Source organism: Allorhizobium sp. DMC15 (genome assembly GCF_056314065.1).
This window is the reverse complement of sequence record NZ_JBQUZB010000002.1, coordinates 529,937-550,589: the sequence shown is the minus strand read 5'-3', so window position 1 is coordinate 550,589 and position 20,653 is coordinate 529,937. Positions and strand designations below refer to the sequence as shown.

At 63.1% G+C, this 20,653-nt stretch carries 19 protein-coding genes and 1 tRNA gene; 12 read left to right on the top strand and 8 right to left on the bottom strand.

The window, feature by feature from the left end; translation table 11 throughout:
- Nucleotides 1-163 precede the first annotated feature (163 nt).
- Nucleotides 164-1,168: a TIM44-like domain-containing protein gene (locus tag ACT53S_RS11235; RefSeq protein WP_476067036.1), complete on the top strand. Its 1,005-nt coding sequence runs from the start codon at nucleotides 164-166 to the stop codon at nucleotides 1,166-1,168.
- Between the two features lie 304 nt (nucleotides 1,169-1,472).
- On the opposite strand, the gene ACT53S_RS11230 is transcribed toward ACT53S_RS11235, so the two are convergent.
- Nucleotides 1,473-2,057 (bottom strand): transglycosylase SLT domain-containing protein, encoded by a 585-nt coding sequence (locus ACT53S_RS11230; RefSeq protein WP_476067035.1) that lies wholly within the window; start codon nucleotides 2,055-2,057, stop codon nucleotides 1,473-1,475.
- A gap of 94 nt (nucleotides 2,058-2,151) precedes the next feature.
- Between ACT53S_RS11230 and ACT53S_RS11225 the strand changes: the two genes are divergently transcribed.
- The 3 genes from ACT53S_RS11225 to ACT53S_RS11215 all read left to right on the top strand — a co-directional run bounded on the left by ACT53S_RS11225 (nucleotide 2,152) and on the right by ACT53S_RS11215 (nucleotide 4,224).
- Nucleotides 2,152-2,331, top strand: coding sequence for a four-helix bundle copper-binding protein (locus ACT53S_RS11225; RefSeq protein ID WP_476067034.1), 180 nt, complete (start codon nucleotides 2,152-2,154; stop codon nucleotides 2,329-2,331).
- Between the two features lie 123 nt (nucleotides 2,332-2,454).
- The gene (locus ACT53S_RS11220) at nucleotides 2,455-3,555 is read left to right on the top strand and encodes a Gfo/Idh/MocA family protein (RefSeq protein ID WP_476067033.1); all 1,101 of its coding nucleotides are present in this window, start codon (nucleotides 2,455-2,457) and stop codon (nucleotides 3,553-3,555) included.
- A gap of 27 nt (nucleotides 3,556-3,582) precedes the next feature.
- Nucleotides 3,583-4,224 carry a ThuA domain-containing protein gene (locus ACT53S_RS11215; protein ID WP_476067032.1) on the top strand — a complete coding sequence of 214 codons (642 nt, stop codon included), beginning with the start codon at nucleotides 3,583-3,585 and terminating at the stop codon, nucleotides 4,222-4,224.
- A gap of 7 nt (nucleotides 4,225-4,231) precedes the next feature.
- On the opposite strand, the gene ACT53S_RS11210 is transcribed toward ACT53S_RS11215, so the two are convergent.
- The 3 genes from ACT53S_RS11210 to mnmA all read right to left on the bottom strand — a co-directional run bounded on the left by ACT53S_RS11210 (nucleotide 4,232) and on the right by mnmA (nucleotide 6,126).
- The gene (locus ACT53S_RS11210; RefSeq protein ID WP_476067031.1) at nucleotides 4,232-4,561 is read right to left on the bottom strand and encodes a hypothetical protein; all 330 of its coding nucleotides are present in this window, start codon (nucleotides 4,559-4,561) and stop codon (nucleotides 4,232-4,234) included.
- 132 nt (nucleotides 4,562-4,693) lie between these two features.
- Nucleotides 4,694-4,770 (bottom strand) — tRNA-Met (locus ACT53S_RS11205).
- A 159-nt stretch (nucleotides 4,771-4,929) separates the two neighbouring features.
- On the bottom strand, nucleotides 4,930-6,126 hold the full coding sequence (gene mnmA / locus ACT53S_RS11200) for a tRNA 2-thiouridine(34) synthase MnmA (protein WP_476067030.1): 1,197 nt from the start codon (nucleotides 6,124-6,126) through the stop codon (nucleotides 4,930-4,932).
- A gap of 197 nt (nucleotides 6,127-6,323) precedes the next feature.
- Here mnmA and dgcA point away from each other — a divergent pair, with 197 nt between their 5' ends.
- Entirely contained in the window at nucleotides 6,324-7,307 is a 984-nt protein-coding gene (dgcA, locus tag ACT53S_RS11195; protein WP_476067029.1) for an N-acetyl-D-Glu racemase DgcA, read from the top strand.
- Between the two features lie 311 nt (nucleotides 7,308-7,618).
- On the opposite strand, the gene ACT53S_RS11190 is transcribed toward dgcA, so the two are convergent.
- The gene (locus ACT53S_RS11190) at nucleotides 7,619-8,287 is read right to left on the bottom strand and encodes a spermidine synthase (RefSeq protein WP_476067028.1); all 669 of its coding nucleotides are present in this window, start codon (nucleotides 8,285-8,287) and stop codon (nucleotides 7,619-7,621) included.
- A gap of 215 nt (nucleotides 8,288-8,502) precedes the next feature.
- Between ACT53S_RS11190 and ACT53S_RS11185 the strand changes: the two genes are divergently transcribed.
- Nucleotides 8,503-9,315: an HpcH/HpaI aldolase family protein gene (locus tag ACT53S_RS11185; protein WP_476067027.1), complete on the top strand. Its 813-nt coding sequence runs from the start codon at nucleotides 8,503-8,505 to the stop codon at nucleotides 9,313-9,315.
- Here the strand turns inward: ACT53S_RS11185 and ACT53S_RS11180 are convergent.
- Nucleotides 9,309-10,640 (bottom strand): sigma-54-dependent transcriptional regulator, encoded by a 1,332-nt coding sequence (locus ACT53S_RS11180; RefSeq protein ID WP_476067026.1) that lies wholly within the window; start codon nucleotides 10,638-10,640, stop codon nucleotides 9,309-9,311. The two genes, ACT53S_RS11185 and ACT53S_RS11180, sit on opposite strands and share 7 nt — an antisense overlap.
- On the bottom strand, nucleotides 10,637-12,469 hold the full coding sequence (locus ACT53S_RS11175; RefSeq protein WP_476067025.1) for an ATP-binding protein: 1,833 nt from the start codon (nucleotides 12,467-12,469) through the stop codon (nucleotides 10,637-10,639). Before ACT53S_RS11175 ends, ACT53S_RS11180 begins: the two co-directional genes overlap by 4 nt.
- 258 nt (nucleotides 12,470-12,727) lie before the next feature.
- On the opposite strand from ACT53S_RS11175, the gene ACT53S_RS11170 reads away from it, so the two are divergent.
- Nucleotides 12,728-14,065: a dicarboxylate/amino acid:cation symporter gene (locus ACT53S_RS11170; RefSeq protein ID WP_476067024.1), complete on the top strand. Its 1,338-nt coding sequence runs from the start codon at nucleotides 12,728-12,730 to the stop codon at nucleotides 14,063-14,065.
- A 147-nt stretch (nucleotides 14,066-14,212) separates the two neighbouring features.
- Here the strand turns inward: ACT53S_RS11170 and ACT53S_RS11165 are convergent, their stop codons facing one another.
- On the bottom strand, nucleotides 14,213-15,403 hold the full coding sequence (locus tag ACT53S_RS11165; RefSeq protein ID WP_476067023.1) for a ceramide glucosyltransferase: 1,191 nt from the start codon (nucleotides 15,401-15,403) through the stop codon (nucleotides 14,213-14,215).
- Nucleotides 15,404-15,551: 148 nt separating this feature from the next.
- On the opposite strand from ACT53S_RS11165, the gene ung reads away from it, so the two are divergent.
- The 5 genes from ung to ACT53S_RS11140 all read left to right on the top strand — a co-directional run bounded on the left by ung (nucleotide 15,552) and on the right by ACT53S_RS11140 (nucleotide 20,542).
- A complete protein-coding gene (gene ung / locus ACT53S_RS11160) occupies nucleotides 15,552-16,259 on the top strand; it encodes a uracil-DNA glycosylase (RefSeq protein ID WP_142067670.1) in 708 nt (235 codons plus the stop codon).
- Nucleotides 16,260-16,397: 138 nt separating this feature from the next.
- A complete protein-coding gene (locus tag ACT53S_RS11155) occupies nucleotides 16,398-17,675 on the top strand; it encodes an NAD(P)/FAD-dependent oxidoreductase (RefSeq protein ID WP_476067022.1) in 1,278 nt (425 codons plus the stop codon).
- A gap of 108 nt (nucleotides 17,676-17,783) precedes the next feature.
- Nucleotides 17,784-19,211, top strand: coding sequence for an aldehyde dehydrogenase family protein (locus ACT53S_RS11150; RefSeq protein ID WP_476067021.1), 1,428 nt, complete (start codon nucleotides 17,784-17,786; stop codon nucleotides 19,209-19,211).
- A gap of 30 nt (nucleotides 19,212-19,241) precedes the next feature.
- Nucleotides 19,242-20,138, top strand: a complete 897-nt coding sequence (locus ACT53S_RS11145) for a DMT family transporter (protein ID WP_476067020.1) — start codon at nucleotides 19,242-19,244, stop codon at nucleotides 20,136-20,138.
- A 14-nt stretch (nucleotides 20,139-20,152) separates the two neighbouring features.
- The gene (locus tag ACT53S_RS11140; RefSeq protein WP_113376275.1) at nucleotides 20,153-20,542 is read left to right on the top strand and encodes a RidA family protein; all 390 of its coding nucleotides are present in this window, start codon (nucleotides 20,153-20,155) and stop codon (nucleotides 20,540-20,542) included.
- Nucleotides 20,543-20,653 lie beyond the last annotated feature (111 nt).

The window sequence follows — 20,653 nt, the reverse complement described above, 5'->3', positions numbered from 1 at the left end:
ATCGTCGGCTTGATCATCAAGTTCTGGCTGAGAGCTTGAGCCGATCACCTGAATTTCAACGGATAATCCGCCGCTCGGTCTACAAAAGAGATCGGGCGGTCTCCATATGAGCGGCAGGGTCCGATGGGACCAAGAGAGTTTAGAGGAGGAGGGGAGACCCCCAATGCGGCAATACGGAAAGATTTTTGCGACGCTGGCGCTCGGCATGATGGTCACTCTGGTGGCCGTCGACTTCGCCGAGGCGCGTCGCGCTTCGGGCGGCTTCGGTAGCCGCGGAACACGCACGTTCAACCAGCCGGCGATCACCCGCACGGCGCCGGCGCCGGCCGCGCCGATCGAGCGCACGATGACACCGCGGACCAATGCTACCCAACCGGGCGCCAGCCAGACGGCAATGCAGGGCCTCAATCGCCCCGGCGGCCTGTTCGGTGGTCTCGCCGGTGGCCTGATGGGCGGCCTGCTGCTCGGTGGTCTGTTCGGCATGTTGATGGGCACCGGGTTTGGCGGCGGTTTTGGTTTCCTCGGGCTGCTTCTGCAGGGCCTACTGATCTTCTTCCTGGTCCGGTTCGCCATGCGCATGTTCGCCAATCGCCAGCCGGCCTCTGCCGGCGCCGGCAACAATTCCGGCATCGGCGGCTTCCCCGGCTTCGGAGGCCTTGCCCGCGATAACCAGAGCGATGCTGGTCGCTCCAGCTTCCAGATCCCGAAGATCGGTGGCGGTACGGCAGCGGCTTCTGCTGCCCGGCCCGGCCAGCCGGACGAACTCGGCATCACCCAGGGTGACCTCGAGCGTTTCGAGCAGTTGCTGAAGGACATGCAGGCGGCCTTTGCGGCCGAGGACTATGGCACGCTGCGCCGGATCACGACGCCGGAAGCCATGTCCTATCTTGCCGAGGAACTCAGCGAGAACGCCACCAAGGGCGTGAAGAACGTCGTGCGCGACGTGCATCTCGTGCAGGGTGACGTTGCCGAAAGCTGGGCCGAGGAGAAGGCGGAATACGCCACCGTCGCGATGCGCTACGAGGCCGTCGACTACATGGTCGATCGCCAGACCAATGCGGTGGTTGAGGGCGACCCGAACACGCCTTCGGAATCGGTCGAGATATGGACCTTCGTCCGACGTCCCGGCACGCTGTGGCAGATCTCGGCGATCCAGAGCGCCAACTGATCTGACCTGCTTCGGTATTTCAGACCTCCCCGTCGGGTTCGGCGGGGAGGTTTTTCTAACATCGATGCTGGCGCGTGGGTTACCCCCCTCTGTCACTCCGTGACATCTCCCCCACAAGGGGGGAGAGTGTCCGCCGCGTCGTGGCCACCTCACCGAAAAGGCTCGGTAGCCAGCAACTGAACGGCCGTTGGATGTGCGCAGTTGGCCGCGCTCCGCTCTCCCCCCGTGTGGGGGAGATGCCCGGCAGGGCAGAGGGGGTAAACTCGATCACTTCCCTAAATTTGGTCAGATCGTGTTGCTGACCTCAACCCGGGCACTGCTGCAATTGCCGCGCATAGGTATAGGTGATCTCCGTAAACCGCTTCGCCCCCTTCAATGCTTCCGGGCGCTTCTTGTAAGCGCCCCGCAGATAGCCGGTCAGGCCGGAATGATAGGCGAGATAGAGATTGTAGGGATCGTTGAGCGGGATCTGCAACTTGTCGGCCGTCTCGCGATGGTACCAGCCGATGAAGCGGATGGCATCGGCGAAATCGGTGCGGCGGGCGCCCCAGCGGCCGGTTTCCTTCTGGTAGCGGTCCCAGGTGCCGTCGAGCGCCTGTGAATAGCCGTAGGCCGAGGAGGCGCGCTTGCCGGGGATGAAGCCGAGATACCATTTGCGCGGCGGCTTCGCGTTATGGCGGAAACTCGATTCGGTATAGATGGTCGCCATCAGGATCGGGACCGGAACGCCGTATTCGCGTTCCGCCGAGACGGCGGCGCGGCGCCAGTTGTTGAACAGGCCGTCGCGCTGCTCGAAGATCGCGCAGGCATTGCGAGTCTGGGATGGCGGCTTGGCACAGGCCGACAGCATCAGCATGACGCCGAGAGCGGAATAGAGAGCGGTACGCATGACAAAACCTCGCTACAGGCCGCCCATTCTATTCATTAAAATTTAACGAAAGGTTTTCTTAACCGCCCCCGGATCTCGCATCCCACGATCAGGGGTGGCAAAGCCTTCGCCGCAGGTGGTTGCCGAGGTCTTGCGGAGGCCCGTCGGGGTCTGTGTGCTCTGCGACGAGGAAGGTGACCGTCATGGCGAAAAGCACGGCTATTGCCGTATCCGCGCGCAGGCCTGCCGGAGCTGTGAAGATGCCTGTCGACAAGCTTTGACCCAGATACAATGAGGCGTTGACGACGGTTCGATTTGCCACCAGTCTGCCGGGCGATCGCGGGCAGCGAGGAGAGGCGTCACAGTCTTTGCCTGCCGGTCACAGATGGACATTTGTCCGGGAGCGAGGATTTCAGGCATGCAGCACGTCGGCGTCGGCATCATCGGATGCGGCAATATTTCAAGCGCTTATCTCAAGACTTTGCCAAACTTCCCGATCCTCAAGGTCTGCGGCGTGGCAGACCTCAATGCGGATCTGGCGGCAGCACGGGCGGTGGAGTTCAACGTCCCGGACCGCTCGATAGACGAACTCTATGCCGACCCGGAAATCAGCATCATCCTGAACCTGACGGTGCCGAAGGCGCATGTGGCGGTCGGGTTGAAGGCGCTCGAGGCCGGCAAACACGTCTATTCGGAAAAGCCGCTCGGCGTGACCTTTGCAGAGGGAAAACAGCTGTCTGAGACGGCGCGGGCCATGGGCCTTCGCATCGGCTCGGCGCCGGACACCTTTCTCGGCGGCGCCCACCAGACCGCGCGGGCGCTGGTTGATGATGGCGCGATCGGCCAGCCGATCGGCGGCACGGCTTACTTCATGTGCCCCGGTCACGAACGATGGCATCCCAATCCGGATTTCTACTACGAGGCCGGCGGCGGGCCGATGCTCGACATGGGGCCGTATTACATCACCGATCTCGTCAACCTGCTCGGCCCGGTCGAGAAGGTGGCGGGGTTTGCCACCAAGGTCCGCGATACCAGAAACATCGGCAGCGAGCCGCGCCGGGGCGAGGTCATCCCGGTGCATGTGCCGACCCATGTCACGGGGCTGATGTCCTTCGTCAACGGCGCCGTGGTGCAGATCTCCATGAGTTTTGACGTCGCCGGCCATCGTCACACGCCGCTTGAAATCTACGGCACGGAGGCGAGCCTGATCGTGCCCGATCCCAATCATTTCGGCGGCGACCTCTTCCTGCTGCCGCTCGTTGGCGAAGCCCAGGGCAAGCCCGTGAGCCTGCCCTATGCCGAGGGCAACTGGCGCTCGCTGGGCTTGGCCGACATGGCGCATGCGATCATCGAGGACCGCCCGCACCGGGCGAACGGCGATCTGGCGCTGCATGTGCTCGAAGTCATGGAGGCCTTCCAGACGGCCTCCGACCGGGGCGAAACCGTCGCGATCACCACCCGTGTCGAGCGCCCGGCGCCGCTCTCCGGTTCCCTCGTCGATGGCCTGCTTGGCCGCTGACCTTCCAATTCTAAAAAGGATTTCATCATGCGTCAGGCTCTGATCTGCTGGGGCGGCTGGGACGGGCATCAGCCCGAACAATGCGCCGCCCTCATCTCCGACATGCTCAAGGCCGAAGGGTTCACCGTCCGCGTCGAAGCGGGCACGGAGGCCTTTGCCGACCCTGCCATTCGTGACTACAGCCTCATCGTGCCGATGCTGACGATGACCAAGATCGAGAAGCCTGAAATCGAGAACCTGGAACTTGCCATCCGCGGCGGCGTCGGTCTCGGCGGCTTTCACGGCCAGGCGGGCGACAGTTTTCGCGATTGCGTGCAGTATCAATACATGATCGGCGGCCAATGGGTCGCCCATCCCGGCAATATCTATGATTACACGGTCAATATCGTGAAGCCCGAAGACCCGCTCGTCTCCGGCATCGGCGATTTCCCCTATCGCTCCGAGCAGTATTACATGCATGTCGACCCCAACAACGAGGTGCTGGCAACGACCACCTTTACCGGCGAACACGATGCCTGGATCGACGGGCATGTGATCCCGGTCGTCTGGAAGCGCCGCCACGGGCAGGGCAGGGTGTTCTACTCCTCGCTCGGCCACCAGGCGGCGGAGTTCGAGGTGCCGCAGATGCGGGAGATTGTAAGAAGAGGGTTGGTTTGGGCGGCGAGGTGAGGGCGGATTAGCCAACGAGCCAGGAGCGTACTGCGGTCCAGTTGTTGAGAATGACAATGACGGCAGTTGCGATCGACAGCATCGCGGCTGCCTTGCCCATGGTCGGCAGGCTGTTGACGCGGCCCTTCAGTTCGCCGAACTCGATTGCGGAGGGGGCTGCGCGCAGCATGCCCTTGATCTCGGCGGTGTCCTGCAGGACCCGCTTCATATCATCTTCAAGGGCTTTGACGCGCTGTTCCATGGCATCAAATGTGCCACCGCCGTCGCTGTCTTTCAAGGCGGATGCTGCCGCGAGGCGGCGCTTCGGCGTGTTGGTGACCATGTCATCCCATACCATCGGGTAGTCTTGACGATGGTTGCAATCTTTGCGGGAATTGGCTTGCGCGTCAAGAAACGCATTTCATCAGCGGAGCCGTGAAGCTGCTCTGATTCAATTCATTCTACCAAGTCAATGAGAACTAAGAAATTTTGGTAGCGGGGGGCGGACTTGAACCGCCGACCTTGGGGTTATGAATCCCACGCTCTAACCACCTGAGCTACCCCGCCACACATCGAACATTCTGGCTTAGAAGCCGTCGCCGTCCGAAGCGATGGGCGGCTTATAAGGCGATGGTCCGATCAAAGTCAAGCGCGGTTTCGGCAAAAACAACCTGGCTTTCCACCGGCTTGGCAGAAGCGCTTCAGAGCGGCCCGAAAGCCGCAGCTTCAGGCTGCCACGGGGCTGGCGAGAAGCGCCTTTAGCGCGCTTTCGGCCGTGCCGGAGCGTTCCGACCGCTCGATGAAGCCGCCGCCATAGACGCGGGCGTCGGCGCCCGGTGCCGAATAGAGCACGCAGGCCTGGCCGGGGGCCACACCGGCTTCGCCGATTTCGAGATCGACATAGACGCCCTTGTCGTCGGCATGCAGGACCGCCGGGGTCGGCGGGCGGGTGGAGCGGACCTTGGCAAAGCAGGGCATACCGTCGGCCGCGTCTTCCGCCAGTGTCCGGTCACCCAGCCAGTTGATGTCGCGCAGATAGACGCGGTGGGTTTCCAGCGCTTCCTTCGGGCCGACGATGACGCGGCGCGAGCGGGCGTCGAGATAGATGACGTAGAGCGGTTCGCCGGTAGCGACGCCCAAGCCCTTCCGCTGGCCGATGGTGTAATGCAGGATGCCTTCGTGATTGCCCAGCACCCGGCCATCGAGATGCACGATCTCGCCGGCCAGAGCCGCATTCGGCTTCAGCTTGTTGATCACGTCGGCATATTTGCCCTGCGGCACGAAACAGATGTCCTGGCTATCGGCCTTCTGGGCGACGACGAGGCCCATGTCTTCGGCGAGCTTACGCGTTTCCGCCTTCGACATGGCGCCGAGCGGGAAGCGCAGATAGTCGATCTGCTCCTGGGTCGTGGCAAAGAGGAAGTAGCTCTGGTCGCGCTCGCTATCGATCGGGCGGAAGAGGGCGCGGTGGCCGGGATCGTTTGCCAGCGGCACGGACTTGGAGCGGATGTAATGGCCGGTCGCCAGCGCATCGGCGCCGAGTTCTCGTGCCGTCGCCAGAAGGTCGGCGAACTTGACCGTCTGGTTGCAGGCCACGCAGGGGATCGGCGTTTCGCCGGCGACATAGCTTTCCATGAACGGGTTGATCACGGTGTCGCGAAAGCGCTGTTCGTAGTCGAGCACGTAATGGGGAATGCCCAGCGTTTCGCAGACGCGGCGCGCATCGTCGATGTCCTGGCCGGCGCAGCAGGAGCCGGCGCGGTGGACGGCAGCGCCATGGTCGTAAAGCTGCAGCGTGATGCCGAGGACGTCATAACCCTCGCGCTTCAGGATGCCGGCGACGACGGAGGAATCCACGCCGCCCGACATGGCGACGACAACGCGCGTATCTTCCGGTCTCTTGTCAAAATCCAGCGTGTTCACGGGCTTCGTCTCTGTGCTTCATGCGACCGTTGATGATCCCGCTTGCGGGATTTGAGCCGAGCTTCCCGGGCTTTTTCGCCCGCTGCCGCTGCCGGTCTGATTGTTGACGGATATAGAAAGGATTGCCTGTTCATGCAAGGGGAGCGATTCGCCGGGCTCTCGCCCCGTTCGCCCCCCGCCACCGGAGGTTTTCAATCATGCCATTCCAGATGACCGTGACGCCCGAGAGCTTTCCGATCGCAGGCACCTTTACCATCTCGCGCGGGTCGAAGACCGAGGCCAAGGTGGTGACAGTGCGGCTGACGGATGGCGTGTTTGTCGGCCAGGGCGAATGCGTGCCCTATGCGCGTTACGGCGAGACGGTGGAGAGTGTTGTTGAGGTGCTGAACGGGCTGGTAGCGGATGTGGCTGATGGTCTCGACAGGGTGGGTCTGCAGGATCGGTTGCAGCCGGGGGCGGCGCGCAATGCGCTCGACTGTGCGTTCTGGGATCTGGAGGCCAAGCGGGCTGGTAACCCGGTCTGGCAACTTGCGAAGTTACATGAGCCGAAGCCGCTCTCGGTCACCTATACGCTGTCGCTCGGCACGCCGGAGAGTATGCAAGCCGCTGCCGCGAAAGAGGCGGCAAGACCGCTGCTGAAGGTCAAGCTGGGAGGCGATGGCGATGTGGAGCGCATCCGGGCTGTCAGGGCAGGCGCGCCGAATTCGGCCATCATCGTCGATGCCAACGAGGGCTGGAGCCTGGAGCAATACAGGGCGCTGGCGCCGGTCTTTCTTGATCTCGGGGTCAAGCTGGTCGAACAGCCTTTTCCTGCGGGTGCCGATGATGCGCTTATAGGTCTCGAGCGCGTGTTGCCTGTCTGTGCTGACGAGAGCTGCCATGACCGGCATTCGCTGGCGGAATTGGTGGGCAAGTATGATGCGGTCAACATCAAGCTCGATAAGACGGGCGGGTTGACCGAGGCGCTGGCCATGCGGGATGCGGCTGTTGAGCAGGGCTTTCAGATCATGATCGGCTGCATGGTCGGCTCGTCGCTTGCCATGGCTCCGGCGTTTCTGGTGGGGCAGGGCGCGGCGTTTGTGGATCTCGACGGACCGCTGCTGTTGGCGCGGGATCGGGAGCCGGGGATTGTTTATGACGGGGCGATCATGGGCGTGCCACCGCGCGGGTTGTGGGGGTAGGCTGAAGAAAGTCCCCTCCCAAACCCTCCCCACAAGGGGGAGGGCTTAACCCAGCCGCGCCCTATGCGCCCAAATGCTATCTCATTCTCCGTGTGGCAAGAAGAATTCCGATTTCTGTGCGGTTTGCGCGGGGCTATCGCTTAGGGGAGTAAACCCTCTCTGGCCTGCCGACCATCTCCCCCACAAGGGAGGGAGAACACCCTGGGAAACCTCTCACTCAACCGTCTAGGGAGCACTCGGCGCCAAAGCCCCTCCCCCTTGTGGGGAGGGGGTGGGGAGGGGACTTTCTTCATAAGAAAAGCCCGTTGGACTCAAGCCTTCGCCATCCAGATCATGTGCTTCTTGCCCCGCCCGGTTTTGCCCGCGCGTGTCGGAATCTCTTCAACGACATAGCCGGAGCCCTTGAGGCGCTGGGTGAAGCGGGGATCGGGGCCGGAGGACCAGACGGCGAGGACGCCGTTTCTGGTCAGCGCGCTCTTCGATTTGCGAATCCCGTCATAGGCATAGAGGCTGTCGTTCTCTTCGCGCGTCAGGCCATCGGGGCCATTGTCGACATCGAGCAGGATGGCGTCGAACTGACCCTTCGACTTGGCGATCAAGGCACCGACATCGCCTACATGAACCGTCACGCGCGGGTCGTCGAGGCTGCCGGCATAGATCTCGGCCATCGGTCCGCGCGCCCAGTCGACGACGGCGGGCACGAGTTCGGCGACGGTGACCTTGGCATCCTGAGGCAGCACGGCAAGCGCGGCGCGGAGCGTAAAGCCCATGCCGAGGCCGCCGATCAGGATGTGCGGGCGCTTGTGATGAGCGATCCGGTCGTAGGCCAAAGTGGCGAGCGCTTCCTCGGATCCGCTGAGACGGCTGTTCATCAGCTCGTTGCTGCCGAGCATGATCGAGAATTCGGTGCCGCGTTGTTTCAGGCGCAATTCGCCGCCGCCGGGTATCTTGGCCGTGTCGAGCTGGATCCAGGGGAGCATGGCAAAACGTCCTCTTGTGCAATCTGGCGTCCCCGTATCACGGGCGATGCGTCGGGTTCAACGTTGCGGCCGTACCGACGGGGATGAATTGAGGCTTGCGGCGTTGGCGCATCCGGGGCTAGCTCTTCCCACGACGCCGAGCCTGCGCCGCCGGGCGAGACCATCCGCCGACGCTGCAGTTCTCTTGCTCGGATCAGAACTCCAGGAGACCGCCCATGCCCGCGCCCGTCAATCCGTTCAAGGCCGCCCTCCAATCCGGCGGTGATCTGCTGACCGGGCTCTGGGTGGCGCTCGCCAATCCGCATTCGGCGGAAATCTGCGCCGGAGCCGGCTTCGACTGGATCCTGATCGATGCCGAACACGGGCCGAACGACATTCCGTTGATCGCCGCCCAGCTTGCGGCCGTCACCCGCCATCCCACCCATCCGGTCGTGCGGCTGCCGATGGGCGAACCGTGGCTCATCAAGCAGGCGCTCGATATCGGCGCGCAGACGCTGATGATCCCGATGGTCGAGACGGCGGAGCAGGCGGAGTTGCTGGCCAAGGCGCTGCGTTATCCACCGTTCGGTATTCGCGGTATGGGCGCGAGCCTGGGGCGCGCCTCGAATTTCGGCCGGATCGCCGACTATGCCGAGACGGCCAATGATCAGGTCTGCCTGATCGCCCAGATCGAAAGCCGGCTGGGTGTCGAGAATGTCGATGCCATCGTCGCAACGGAAGGTATCGACGCGATCCTGATCGGTCCAGCCGATCTCTCAGCCGACATGGGTTATGGCGGCAAGGCAACGGTGCCGGAGGTCATGGAGACGGTCGAGATGCTGATCGGCAAGATCAAGGCTGCCGGCAAGCCGGCGGGCATCATGACCGGCGACCCGGAGATGATCGCGCTCGCGCGCCGCGCCGGCGTGCGATTCATGGCGAATGGGACGGATACCTGGTTGTTGGCCAATGCGGCTGCGACCATGGCGGCGCAGATGCGCAATCCGGATGGCGAAGGCGGCACATCCTCAGGTTCGACCGGTTACTGATAGTCGGCCCGGTTGATGCCGTGGCGCTGGAGCTTGTCGTAAAAGGTCTTGCGCGGGATGCCGAGCGTCTCGATCGTCGAGCGCACGTCACCCCTGTTCGCCTGCAGGGCCTCGCGGATGAGTGTGGCTTCGTGTTGCTCCATCTGTTCCGGCAGGCTGAGACCCGGCGCCGCTGACCTCAAGGCCTGTTTCGGCGGCGGGGTGATGCCGAGCACGACGCGTTCGGCAAAATGCGAAAGCTCACGCACATTGCCCGGCCAGTCGTGGCTTTCCAGATGCCGGCGCACGTCCGCCGTCATGCCGGGGATTTCGCGACGGAAGCGCTCGGCGGCGCGGGCGATAAAATGGCCGAAGAGCAGCGGGATATCGGCGCGGCGTTCCCTGAGCGGCGGGATCGAGATCGTCACGACGTTCAGACGATAATAGAGATCTTCGCGGAATTCGCCACGTTCGGCCGGATTGCCGAGATCGAGCTTGGCGGCGGCGACGACGCGCAGGTCGACGGGCCTCACCTCATTGGTGCCAAGCGGGCTCACCTCGCGCATCTCCAACACCCGCAGCATCTTCACCTGGGTAGACAGCGGCATGCTCTCGATCTCGTCGAGAAACAATGTGCCGCCGCTCGCATGTTCGATGCGGCCGACGCGCTTCTTCTGGGCGCCGGTGAAGGCGCCCGCTTCATGACCGAAGAGTTCGCTCTCGATAACGGTTTCCGGCAAAGCGCCGCAGTTGAGGGCGACGAAATTACCTTTGCTGCGCCGGCTCCAGCGATGCAGGAGGGTTGCCACCACTTCCTTGCCGCTGCCGGTTTCGCCGGCGATCAACACATCGACATCGGTGTCGGCGATCTGGCGCAATGTCTGGCGCAGATGCTCCATGGCCGGCGTCTGGCCGATCAACGGCAGATCGTCGGGCGTCGCAGTCGCCGCCTCGCGCAGACGGCGGTTTTCCAGGACCAGCCGGCGCTTCTCGGCAGCACGGGCGACGCTCTGGACGAGCCTGTCGGCGGGGAAGGGCTTGGCGATGAAGTCATAGGCGCCGTCATGCAGTGCGCCGACTGCCATGTCGACATCGCCATGGCCGGTGATCAGCAGGACAGGCAGATCCGGGTCGAGGGCGCGGATCTGGGCGAAGAGTTCCAGCCCGTCCATGCCGGCCATGCGGATATCGGTGACCACGACCGCCTCGCTGTCCCGCGACAGCTGGGCCAGCGCCTGGGGTGCTGCGCCAAAATCGCGAACCGGATAGCCGGCCAGTTCCAGCGTCTGGCGGGTGGCGCGGCGGAGCGCTTGGTCATCGTCGACAAGGATGATTTCGATGGTCATGCCCGAGCCCTCTTCAGGGTGATGGTGAAGGTGGTGCCCGTGGCCCCGGTTTCGACCGAGAGCCGTCCGCCATATTCGGTGACGATGTCGCGGGCGATCACCAGGCCGAGGCCGAGCCCACCCTCCTTGGAGGTGGTGAAGGGGATGAAGAGGTTGTCCCTGACATTGTCCGGTAGACCGGGACCGGTGTCGCTGACGGCGAGATCGAGCTCGTCGTCCGTGAGGCGCGTGAGCCCGATAGTTATCGCGGCATCCGCTTTGCCTTCAATGGCTTCCAGCGCGTTCTGCAGGAGGTTGATCAGCACCTGTTCGAGGCGGATGCGCTGGCCGAGGACCTTGAGATCGGCGGGGATGTCGCCGATCTCGAGGCGATCGAAGCTGCCGGCGAAGCGGCTTTTCAAAAGGAAAAGCGCGCCGTCGATGGCGGCCTTCAACTCGACCGGCTCGGCGGCCTGGCGGCCCTTTCGGGCGAGGCCTTTCAGCTCGCCGGTGATTGCGCCGATGCGATCGGTCAATTCCGCGATGAGGCCGAGGTTTTCCTTCGCGGTCTCGCCCTTTCCACGGTCGAGGAATGCCCTGGCATTGTCGGCATAGGCGCGGATGGTGGCGACCGGCTGGTTGATTTCGTGGGCGACGCCGGCTGCCACCTGGCCTAGGATCGCCAGACGGTTCGCCTGAACGAGGTCCTGCTGCACGCCCTGCAGGCGGATGTCGGTGGCGTGGTGTTCGGCGATCTCGGCCTCAAGGCGGTCGCGGGCCTCGGTCAGCTCCGCGGTGCGCAGCGTCACCTGGCGCTCGAGTTCCGCCTGGGCGGCTTCTGCTTCTGCTGTGCGGCGGGCGGCTCGGCCGGTGCGGTCGATCAGCCAGGCTCCTGATGCGAGGAGCGGCACGAGGATCGCCAGGGCAGAGAGGCGTCCCTGCCAGAGGGCCGCCTGCTCGATCTGCGAAGTCGGTGTCAGCACATGGATCAGCCAGCCATTGCCGGGTACGTCGAGCGATATCGCGAGATTGGTCTGGTGCGGCTTGTCTTTCGCCTCGTCCACGGCGACAAATGTTTGGCCGCCTTCCGTCTCCAGCGACCAGACGGGTAGGGTGACCAGGGGGGCTTCGCCGAACTGCAGGCTCTCGCGGATCGCCAGCCTTTCGGCCTGGGGGATGTCTGCCATGGTATAGAAGCGCCAGTCAGGCCGGCTGGTGATGAGCACGATACCACGCGTGTCCGTCACATAGGTGGTGTTGCCTGAGCGCTGCCAGTTCTTTTCCAGATCTCCGAATTCGACCTTGACCACGACCACGCCCAGCGCATGCCCCGCACCGTCCTCAACGCGTTGCGACAGGTAAAGGCCGGGTCTGCGGCTGACGCTGCCCAGAGCATATTGCTCGGCAGCTCCGTTCGCCATGGCGTCGGCAAAATACCGGCGGAAGGCGTAGTTGCTTCCGACGAAGCTGTCGGGTTGGCGGAAATTGCTGGCGGCGATGGCCGTGCCGTCTGTTCGGACCACATAGATGACGGAGGCGCCGGTGCCCGGGATCAGGGCTTCCAGCTTCTGGTTCAAGGCCGCCAGACCAGCCGGTGATGACGTGGTGAGGGCCGCGGCCAGGTCGGCATCTTCGGCCAGAACCAGAGGCAGGGTGCGCGAGCGGTCGAGAACAGCCAGCAGGAGCGCGCGCTTGAGCTCCGCGCCGGACATCGCTTCCTCCGCTAGCGCGCCAATCGCCGCCTCCCGCGCCCGCTGTCCGGCGTAGAGCAGCCCGATCAAGAGCGTCAGCGCCGCAAAGGTCGCATAGCTCAGCCACAAGGTTCGACCGGTTCGGCGAAGGGTGCGCATCAGACGGGGCTCTCACGAGAGGTGTGCGTTCATTCGCACACTAACACAGGAATCGTGTGTGGAAAACCGCACTTCGTGGGCCTCAATCAACTCCTTGCAGCACGGGTAAATCCATTTGATTCAATGATTTACTCCGGTGTTTTGCGTTTGGCACGCACTTTGCTGAACCAAATCACAAGCAGCTCGTCTCTGCGAATCCAGTTCAGCAACCGCCCGGGAGGCCGGAATTCGTTCCGTCGGGGCACCATGGAGGAAAGTATGCATATCGATACAACAGCAAGCGCCCCTGGCGGCGCGCGGCAACCCCTCTACAAGCATCTCTATGTCCAGGTTCTCGCGGCGATTGCCGCTGGCATTCTGCTCGGCCATTTCTACCCGGAGATCGGCGCGCAGCTGAAGCCTCTGGGCGATGCCTTCATCAAGCTCGTGAAGATGATCATCGCGCCCGTCATCTTTCTCACCGTCGCCACCGGCATTGCCGGCATGAGCGACATGAAGAAGGTCGGCCGCGTTGCCGGCAAGGCGATGCTCTACTTCCTGACCTTTTCGACGCTGGCCCTCGTTGTCGGGCTTGTTGTCGCCAACGTCGTGCAGCCGGGTGCCGGCATGCATATCGATCCTGCGACCCTCGACGCCAAGGCGGTCGCGACCTACACCGAAAAGGCGCATGACTCGACCATCGTCGGCTTCCTGATGAACATCATCCCGACGACCATCGTCGGTGCCTTTGCCGATGGCGACATCCTGCAGGTGCTGTTTTTCTCGGTTCTGTTCGGCATTTCGCTGGCGCTGGTCGGCGAGCGCGGCAAGCCGGTCACCGACTTCCTGCAGGCGGTCATTGCACCGGTCTTCAAGCTGGTCGCCATCCTGATGAAGGCGGCTCCGATCGGTGCCTTCGGCGCCATGGCGTTTACCATCGGCAAGTACGGCATCGGTTCGGTGACCAGCCTCGCAATGCTGATCGGGACCTTCTATCTGACGTCCTTCCTGTTCATTGCCGTGATCCTCGGTGCGGTCGCCCGTTACAACGGCTTTTCCATCCTGTCGCTCATCCGCTACATCAAGGAAGAGCTGCTGCTCGTCCTCGGCACGTCGTCTTCGGAAGCAGCCCTTCCTGGCCTGATGAACAAGATGGAAAAGGCGGGCTGCAAGCGGTCGGTCGTCGGCCTCGTCATTCCGACCGGCTATTCCTTCAATCTCGATGGCACCAATATCTACATGACGCTGGCGGCACTGTTCATCGCCCAGGCCACCGGTATTCACCTGTCGCTCGGCGAGCAGATCCTGCTGCTGGCGGTCGCCATGCTGAGTTCCAAGGGTGCCGCCGGCATCACCGGCGCCGGCTTCATCACGCTTGCCGCCACACTCTCGGTCGTACCGTCCGTACCGGTCGCCGGCATGGCACTGATCCTCGGCATCGACCGCTTCATGTCGGAATGCCGCGCGATCACCAACTTCATCGGCAATGCGGTTGCAACCGTTGTCGTTGCCCGCTGGGAAGGCGAACTTGACGAGACGCTGTTCCACGCAGCGCTCGGCGGCAAGGTGATGGAAGAGGCCGAACTGCCGCAGCCGGTGTTGCAGGCGGCGGAATAACACGTCCTCGCCGACCCAAGACGGCGGTGGAACAGAAGCGCGGCCCGGCATTTGTCGGGCCGCGCTTTTTGTTTGCATTCACGCGACGACAGTGATGCGAAATCTGCCGGGCTGGTCGGGGAAACCTGCCGACGAAACGATGGTGCCTTAGTGGCTTCGGGCGGCGACGAGGGCGCGGGCTTTTTCACGGGTGCGGGCGACGACCTGGCGGATGCGGGTGGTGCGGCCATTGTCATTGTCGGCGACTGTCATGGCATTGCCCCTCCATTCAAATCCGCTGCCGAACCATGCCGAAACGAAGAGGGCAGGAAGAAGCAGATCGCGGGCGGCCATGGCCGGCAGCATACGCCAGCCGCTGGGCCAGCCATAGGCGCGTGCAAGCAACACTTCGGCGCCGTACCAGGCGATGAGATAGATCGGAAGTGCCACTGTCGGCAGGCCGCCATCGATTGCAAGCGCCAACATGGCCGCCACAGGCAGGGCGGCGCCGGTGAAAAGCTCGGGCAGGAAGTAGAACGGGAAGGAGGCGCGACGCAGGCGGGCCCAGCGCAGCTGGCGTTTCCAGACGGCGGTGATGTCGCGGCGCCCGAGCGGCTGCGGGAAGGGCTCGTGTACGAGGCGGACATGGAGGCCGGCTCCCCGGATCAGAATGGTGGCTGCCGCATCCTCCGCCACCTCTTCGCCGAGGCGCTCGAAACCGCCGAGCCTTGTGATCAGGTGACGATTGAACAGCATGGACTTGCCCTGGGCGAAGCCGAAGCCGGCCGCATCGGCAAAGAGCTGCCAGCGGGCCTGGAAACTGTCGAGCCAGGCACTTTCCAGCATGGCCCCGAAATTCGCCGGTTCGGTTCCGGCCGGCGGCGAGCAGACGAGGCCGGTTTTGTCGTCCCAGCGTGCCATCATGCGGGTGATTGTGTCCGGCGGCATCAGGACGTTGCTGTCGGTCATCACGATCCAGTCGTGACGGGCGGATCGCCAGCCTTTCACCACGTTGTTCATCTTCGGATTGACGCTGAACGGATCCTCGCCGACCAGCAGACGCGCGGGTATGTGCGGGTGCTCCGCCATCAAACGTTCCGCGATCGTGGCTGCCGGGTCGTCTGGCCGCGCCACGCAGAAGATCAGTTCGTAGGCCGGCCAATCCAGTTGGAAGGAGGAGGCCAGGCAGCGTTCCAGATTGTTTTCCAGCCCGCAGATCGGGCGGATCAAAGAAACCGGCGGATGGGGTGCCCTTGGTTTGTCTTGATTGCGGTGACGCAGCCTGGATACGATGACGAAGGCAATGCTTGCAAGCTGCACCAAAAGCGCGATTGCAGCGAACCCGATCAGAAGTGTCATGGCGAGTCTCCGAAAATTCCTTCCCGGATAACACCGCTGTGTGACAGTTCGGCGAAGCCCGAAGGCCCACAGGATCCGGGCGGTTGACACGGGAGGCCTGCCGCCCTCTATCGTCACCGCGTAGTGAAACGAACGAGGAGCGGCGGTGATGGCGGAAGCAGAGGTCAGGCTCGATGACAGTTGGAAGGCCGTGCTCGGAGACGAGTTCTCGTTGCCCTACATGCAGGATCTCAAGGCCTTTCTCCGCAGCGAGATTGCCGCCGGGAAACACATCTTCCCGAAAGGCCGGGAGTATTTCCGCGCACTCGATCTGACACCGATCGACCAGGTGCGCGTGGTGATCCTCGGGCAGGATCCCTATCACGGTGCGGGCCAGGCACACGGGCTGTGCTTCAGCGTCCGACCGGGCGTGCGTATTCCGCCTTCACTGGTCAACATCTACAAGGAACTGCAAAGCGATCTGGGCATCCCGCCGGCGCGGCATGGTTTTCTGGAACACTGGGCCCGTCAGGGCGTCCTGTTGCTCAACAGCGTGCTCACCGTGGAGGAGGCGCGGGCGGCCTCCCATCAAGGACATGGCTGGGAGCGGTTTACCGATCAGGTAATCCGTGCGGTGAATGAGGATTGCGAGCACGTCGTGTTCATGCTGTGGGGCTCCTACGCGCAGAAGAAGGCGGGTTTCGTGGACCGGTCGCGCCATCTCGTGCTGAAGGCCCCGCATCCGTCACCGCTTTCGGCGCATAACGGTTTCTTTGGCTGCCGCCATTTTTCACAGGCGAATGCTTATCTGGCGTCGCAGGGCAAAAGTACCATCGAGTGGCAATTGCCCGACGATCCGTTATCCGGCAGTTCTTAATTAGTATTCCTGAAACAAATGATTGCAAAAGATACCAATTTTACTCCCTAATATCTTTACAGCCTGACGTTGGTGGATTTCCAAATGGCAATCGTCAAGATCATGTCGTTGGTTTGATGTCATTTCAGGTATTTCTACATGACCTCCTCTTTGTCGGGCCTGCCCGTATGGCGCCGCCCAGTCGGCGTTCCCATGTGCGGCTTGATCGAAGGGCCGATTGACCTGCTCGTCATCGGTGCGGGCTATCAGGGGTTGTCCACGGCTCTGCACGCAGCGCGCCGCGGGCTGCGGGTTCAGGTGATCGAGATGGGTGCGCTTGGCGCAGGCGCGTCGGGGCTCAACGGTGGGCAGGTCATTCCCGGGCTGAAGCACGATCCTGAAATCCTGCGGCGCATGCTCGGTGACGAAGCCGGGGAGAGACTTGCAGACTTTGCCGCCGGCACGGCCGATGCCGTCTTCGACCTGATCCGCTCCGAGGAGCTTGCTGTCGAACACCAACGCGACGGCTGGATCCAGGCGGCCCATACACGCACGGCCATGCAGGCCGCCATACAGCGGAACCGCCAATGGCGTCAGCGCGGGGCGGACGTGATGCTGCTCAACGATGCAGAAATCGCACTGCTGACCGGTGCGCGCGGCTATTGCGGTGGCTGGCTCGATCGCCGGGCGGGTGCGGTCAATCCCTTGGCTCTGGTGTTCGAACTGGCGCGACTGGCAACCCGTGCCGGTGCGGGCCTGCTACTCAACGAACGGGTGACCCTGTTGCAGCGGAGGGATGCTCTCTGGGTCGCCTCCACCGATCGCGGCCGGACGCTGCTTGCCAGGAAGGTGCTGGTGGCGACCAATGCCTATTCGGATGCGCTCGTTCCCGGACTGGCAGAAAGCCTGGTCTGGCTGCATTCCTTCCAGATCGCCACGGCGCCTTTGTCGAGCGACATTCTGGACCAGATCCTGCCAGGCGGGCAGCCGGTCTCGGACAGCCGGCGCATCCTGGTCTATTATCGCCGCAGCCCGGACGGACGGCTGGTGATGGGCGGACGTGGCCCCATGCGCGAGCCACGCTCGGCGGAGGATTGGGCGCATCTGGAACGCGCCATGCTGCGGCTTTTTCCCATGCTTGCGGGGATCTCGATCACGCATCGCTGGTTCGGCCGGGTTGCCATGACGCCCGACTATCTGCCGCATCTGCACGAGCCGGCGCCTGGCCTGATGGCCGTCGCCGGGTGTCAGGGGCGGGGGATCGGCCTTATGACGGCCCTGGGGCCGCGGCTTGCCGAATATGCGGCGACGGGCAATGCCGATACTCTGCCATTTCCGATCTCACCGATCGCGCCCATTCCGTTTCATCGTTTCAGACGGCTCGGTGTGGCTGCACACGTCGCGTGGTATCGCATGCTCGACCGTCTGGAACGGTAATCCTGTGCCGTGGTTGGGGATTGCCGGTGTTCCTGATCTCTCTCGCTTGAAGTCGTACTCGGCGTAGCCAATAGTATCCCATCAATTCTCGCAGGCCTCGGAGGCATGATGTCCAACTCCCTGAAGTTCTTTATCGACGGCGCATGGGTCGATCCAATGGTGCCGTCTTTGCTGGACGTCATCGATCCCTCCACCGAGGAGGCGTTCACCCAGATTTCCGTCGGCAGCAAGGGCGACGTGGATCGGGCTGTCGCTGCGGCCAAGGCGGCGTTCGTCAGTTTTTCGGTGACCGAACCTGCGGAACGGCTGGCGCTTCTCAAGCGTATCCTCGAGGTCTACAACGAGCGCTATGAGGACATTGCCCAGGCGGTCAGCCGGGAGATGGGGGCGCCGATCGCCTTTGCCCGCGAGGCCCAGGCCTGGGCGGGGCGCGCGCATCTGGAATCGACCATTGCTGCTTTCGAAGAGTTCGCGTTTTCCGAATTGCGCGGCTCGACGATGATTGTGCGCGAGCCGATCGGCGTCTGCGCGCTTATCACGCCGTGGAACTGGCCGCTCAATCAGATTGTCTGCAAGGTGGCGCCTGCGATTGCGGCGGGCTGCACGGTGGTGCTGAAGCCCTCCGAAATCGCGCCGATCTCCGGGGTCATCTTTGCCGAAGTCATGGAAGCTGCCGGGACACCGAAGGGTGTGTTCAATCTGGTGCAGGGACGGGGTCCCGATGTCGGCCAGGTCATGGCCGGGCATCCGGATGTCGACATGGTCTCGTTCACCGGTTCGACCCGCGCCGGTATCATCGTCGCCAAGACGGCGGCCGATACCGTCAAGCGCGTGGCGCAGGAGCTGGGCGGCAAGTCGGCCAATATCATCCTGCCGGATGCCGATCTGGAAACGGCTGTGCGCAAGGGTGTGGAAGGGTGCTTCGGCAATTCCGGCCAGTCCTGCGATGCGCCGACGCGGATGCTGGTGCCGCAGGAGTGGCACGACGAGGCGCTGCTGATCGCGCGCGAGGCTGCAGAAGCCCATACCGTCGGCGATCCGCAGGCGGAAGGAACCGTTCTCGGTCCCGTTGTCAGCGATGTTCAGTTCAACAAGATCCAGCGGCTCATCGAAACCGGCATCGAGGAGGGCGCGTTGCTCGTGACCGGCGGTCCGGGGCGGCCGGAACATCTCAATCGTGGTTATTACGTCCGTCCCACGATCTTCGGCCACGTCACCCCGGACATGACGATCGCGCGCGAAGAGATTTTTGGCCCTGTACTGTCGATCCTGCCTTACGAGACGGAGGAGCAGGCGATCGAGATCGCCAATGACACGGTTTATGGTCTGGCGGCCTATGTCCAGTCGGGCGATCTTGCCCATGCCCGGCGGGTCGCATCCCGCATGCGGGCAGGTTCGGTCTATCTGAACTATCCGGACTGGGACACGATGGCACCGTTCGGTGGCTACAAGCAGTCCGGCAACGGGCGCGAATATGCGGACTGGGGCATTCACGACTTTCTCGAGATCAAGGGCATCGTCGGCTACGGCAGCTGACGATCACGTCGTGAGAACCACCCGCGCGTCATGAGCCTCGACGATCCCCGCCAATACCGCCTCGGCCTCGTCTACGGCGCCATCTCGGCGCTGGCCTGGTCGTCTTCGGGTCTGTTCATCCGCCATATCGGCACCGATCTCATGACCATGCTGTTCTGGCGGGGTCTGTTTTCCGGCACTTGCGTCTTCCTGTTCTTCGTCTATCTGGAGCGCAGCCGTGTGCCCGGCATCCTCAGGCGCATGGGCTGGCCGAGCGTCTGGACGATGATCTTCTCCGCCGCCAGCATGGTTACCGGCATCGGCTCGATGTATTACACGGCGATTGCCGATGCGATGGTCATCTACGCCACCGTGCCGTTCGTCACGGCAGCTGTCGCCTTCGTCTTCATTGGCGAACGCCCGAGCCGCTCGACGCTGATTGCAAGCGGTGTGGCGCTGATCGGCGTTCTGGTCATGCTGACGGATGCGCATGGGCAAAGCGGCGGGCTGTTCGGCAAGTTTCTCGCGGCGGTGATGACGCTTTGCGTCGCGGCCATGGCCACCCTCATGCGCAAGCACCGTGACGTCCCGATGCTGCCGGCAATGGCTGGCTCCGCCTGGCTCTGTTCGTTCGTCACCTTCTGGTTTGCGGCCCCGCTGAGCGTGACCATGGTCGATCTCAGGATGATCATCCTCTTTGCCATCGTGCAGAATGCCATGGGTTTGATCTTCTACACCGCTTCGACCCGGCGGTTGCCGGCTGCGGATGCCAGCCTGCTGACGGCGCTCGAAGTGCCACTGACGCCCCTGTGGGTGTGGCTGGTCCTCAGCGAAGTCCCTTCTCAGGGGACGCTTGTCGGCGGACCGATCGTGCTCGCCGCCCTGTTCGGCCACATCCTCTACGAAGTGCAACGCAACCGCACGGCGCCTGTGGCGCCGCTCCCGTAAGAGAGGTCAAACCGATGAAACGCAGCTTCAACCCGACTTCGGTGCGCAAACCGTTCGGCCAGTATAATCACGGTCTGCTGGTGCCGCCGGGAGCGAGCCTGCTGGTGACCTCCGGGCAACTCGGCATCCGGCCCGATGACAGCATCCCGCCTGATGTGACAGGTCAGGCCGAACTCTGCTTCGAGGCGATCCGGGCCATATTGGAAGAAGCGGGCATGACCTTCGCCGATGTCATTCGGATCTCGGGCTTCGTGACCAGACGGGAGGATTTTCCGGCCTATATGGCGGTCAGAGATCGCTACACGCTGGAACCCAAGCCCGTTTCCACCCTGATCGTGGTCGGCGGGTTCACGCGCCCAGAGTTCCTTGTGGAAGTGGAAGTAACGGCTGCCAAAGTCATGTGACAACCTGCGGTCGTTTTCGATATTGTTCCGTTGTATAGTGCAGAAAGCGCTCTTTTTCTTCGCGGCTTCAGCAACAGAGGTCCCGTCTGTGCGGGGGAACAATTTATTGCT

Bases quoted from the DNA above. Each gene is read 5' to 3' on its own strand.
- ACT53S_RS11170 (WP_476067024.1), top strand. From the start codon at position 12,728: ATGCATATCGATACAACAGCAAGCGCCCCTGGCGGCGCGCGGCAACCC.
- ACT53S_RS11185 (WP_476067027.1), top strand. From the start codon at position 8,503: ATGCCCGCGCCCGTCAATCCGTTCAAGGCCGCCCTCCAATCCGGCGGT.
- ACT53S_RS11235 (WP_476067036.1), top strand. From the start codon at position 164: ATGCGGCAATACGGAAAGATTTTTGCGACGCTGGCGCTCGGCATGATG.
- ACT53S_RS11230 (WP_476067035.1), bottom strand. From the start codon at position 2,057: ATGCGTACCGCTCTCTATTCCGCTCTCGGCGTCATGCTGATGCTGTCG.
- ung (WP_142067670.1), top strand. From the start codon at position 15,552: ATGGCGGAAGCAGAGGTCAGGCTCGATGACAGTTGGAAGGCCGTGCTC.
- ACT53S_RS11175 (WP_476067025.1), bottom strand. From the start codon at position 12,469: ATGCGCACCCTTCGCCGAACCGGTCGAACCTTGTGGCTGAGCTATGCG.
- ACT53S_RS11215 (WP_476067032.1), top strand. From the start codon at position 3,583: ATGCGTCAGGCTCTGATCTGCTGGGGCGGCTGGGACGGGCATCAGCCC.
- ACT53S_RS11140 (WP_113376275.1), top strand. From the start codon at position 20,153: ATGAAACGCAGCTTCAACCCGACTTCGGTGCGCAAACCGTTCGGCCAG.
- ACT53S_RS11155 (WP_476067022.1), top strand. From the start codon at position 16,398: ATGACCTCCTCTTTGTCGGGCCTGCCCGTATGGCGCCGCCCAGTCGGC.
- ACT53S_RS11220 (WP_476067033.1), top strand. From the start codon at position 2,455: ATGCAGCACGTCGGCGTCGGCATCATCGGATGCGGCAATATTTCAAGC.
- dgcA (WP_476067029.1), top strand. From the start codon at position 6,324: ATGCCATTCCAGATGACCGTGACGCCCGAGAGCTTTCCGATCGCAGGC.
- ACT53S_RS11210 (WP_476067031.1), bottom strand. From the start codon at position 4,561: ATGGTATGGGATGACATGGTCACCAACACGCCGAAGCGCCGCCTCGCG.
- ACT53S_RS11180 (WP_476067026.1), bottom strand. From the start codon at position 10,640: ATGACCATCGAAATCATCCTTGTCGACGATGACCAAGCGCTCCGCCGC.
- ACT53S_RS11165 (WP_476067023.1), bottom strand. From the start codon at position 15,403: ATGACACTTCTGATCGGGTTCGCTGCAATCGCGCTTTTGGTGCAGCTT.
- ACT53S_RS11190 (WP_476067028.1), bottom strand. From the start codon at position 8,287: ATGCTCCCCTGGATCCAGCTCGACACGGCCAAGATACCCGGCGGCGGC.
- ACT53S_RS11150 (WP_476067021.1), top strand. From the start codon at position 17,784: ATGTCCAACTCCCTGAAGTTCTTTATCGACGGCGCATGGGTCGATCCA.
- ACT53S_RS11145 (WP_476067020.1), top strand. From the start codon at position 19,242: ATGAGCCTCGACGATCCCCGCCAATACCGCCTCGGCCTCGTCTACGGC.